Genomic DNA, 1,728 nt, shown 5'->3' on the forward strand with positions numbered 1-1,728 from the left:
GCGGCGCCCGCTGCGCGATCCGTCACGACGTTGGCGATATCGGTGCGCAGCGCAGCATCGAACACGAAGGACAGGGTGTTGTACCCCGCGTGTAGCACCACTGCGATCTCGATGCCCCCGGTGCGCCAGGTGATGAGCGTGAGCCCGACGCCGAAGATCAGGTACCAGAGGTTCAGCCAGATGTCGGTCGACAGGTGGACGACCGCGAAGGCGACGCTGGAGACCAGCACACCGACGGCGAGGCCCGCCCGCGCTCCGCGGGTCCAGCCACCTGCGACGCGGAAGATGAGCCCACGGAACCCGTATTCCTCACCTGCGGCCTGCAGGGGCGTGAGCAGGAGCGTGGCGAGGAGTATCCACAGCACGTCGGTGTAACTCCATTCGGTCTGCGGCAGCGGGACCCAGTAGTGGAACGCCATGACGGCAACCCACGCGGGGGTGATCAGAAGCAGCGCGCGCCCGAAGATGTCGAACCGGAATCGCGAGATCACCGAGTGCAGCGAGGGGCCTCTCACGCCGTAGAGCCACCGCTGGATGAGCATGCTCCACGGGATGACCAGTGCGACGGAAATCATGCCGGCGGTGTGCATCAGGGGCGTCCACTCAGTGCGCCCGTCGGTGTCGATGGCGGCATCCACGAACGCCGCCATCAGGCTGAGAGCGACGCCGGACAGCGTCATCCCGACGATCAGAAGCACGATCGCGAGGATGCCACGACCGATGCGACGTCTCTCCCCGGCCAGCACCCGGTGGTACTCGACATCGGGCGGAACGGTGTGCGCTTGCTGGGTCATGAGTCTTCCTTCGAGGTTTATTGCCGGAGCAGGCGTATGAGTGGTTCGGAATTACGCGGTAAAAGCTGTCCGTGCGGCACGCACTCGAGGTGCCGAGTTGGACGATGGGGCTCTCCAGCAGGGGCCTGGCGGAGGGTCGGCCTGATCGAGGCAGGACGGTCTAGACGCCGTGAGGCTTGTCTGCCAGGTACTCGACGCGGAGCGCAGGGTCTCGCCCGACGGGCGCTGTGCCGGCGTCGTCCTTCGGCCCGCCGAGGGTCGCGGCCCCGCCCTCGGCGAGCGGTTCGTCCTGCTGCTCGGTCATGGCTCACGACACCTCGATGACGAAGGTGAGCGCGGCCCACGCCACGACGGTGCCAATCGTCGTCCAGATGACGATGGAGATGGCCTGCCAGAGCAGGACCCACCGGCGTGGAGTTCCGCCGCCCACGAGGATCGCCGACGTGATCTGGGTCGGAATGGCGAGAGGACCGAGGATGCTCGCACCGCCGCCCACGAGGATCGCCGACGTGATCTGGGTCGGAATGGCGAGAGGACCGAGGATGCTCGCACCGGGGACGCCGAAACGCACGAGCCATCTGTTGAAGCGCCGACGTCCCTTCGACTCCGGCTTCGTGGCTGCCGTCTCCTGGTACGTCTCCCCGAGGGCGCTCGATCGCGCTCCTGCGCCTCCGCTCACCCCGACTGGGCTGCGTCGTCGATCGACGATGGTCGTCCTGGCGCGTGAGGTGACCGCGACGACCAGCAGCACGCACAGAAAGTTCCCTGCGGCTGCTGCGACGCCTGCGACAATCGGGTGGAGACCACCGGCTATGCCGATGATGGCCGCTCCCTCGCCGTCGACAAACGGGATCGCGCCCGCCAGCATGACGATGAACGGCTGGACGATCCCGGGCACTTGGGCGACGAGCTCCTGGAAATTGCTGATGAGCTG

At 66.9% G+C, this 1,728-nt stretch carries 3 protein-coding genes; all 3 read right to left on the reverse strand.

What is annotated here, in order from left to right; genetic code table 11:
* Positions 1-794 (reverse strand): CPBP family intramembrane glutamic endopeptidase (locus ADK66_RS26940; RefSeq protein ID WP_053660176.1); only part of this gene is annotated, 794 nt, incomplete at its 3' end.
* A gap of 160 nt (positions 795-954) precedes the next feature.
* Positions 955-1,098, reverse strand: coding sequence for a hypothetical protein (locus tag ADK66_RS31695; protein ID WP_157552978.1), 144 nt, complete (start codon positions 1,096-1,098; stop codon positions 955-957).
* A gap of 3 nt (positions 1,099-1,101) precedes the next feature.
* Positions 1,102-1,728, reverse strand: a 627-nt coding sequence (locus tag ADK66_RS26945; protein WP_082377690.1) for a hypothetical protein, incomplete at its 5' end; no start/stop codon positions are given.

This window comes from Micromonospora sp. NRRL B-16802 (genome assembly GCF_001279555.1).
Taxonomy (GTDB): Bacteria; Actinomycetota; Actinomycetes; order Mycobacteriales; family Micromonosporaceae; genus Micromonospora; species Micromonospora profundi.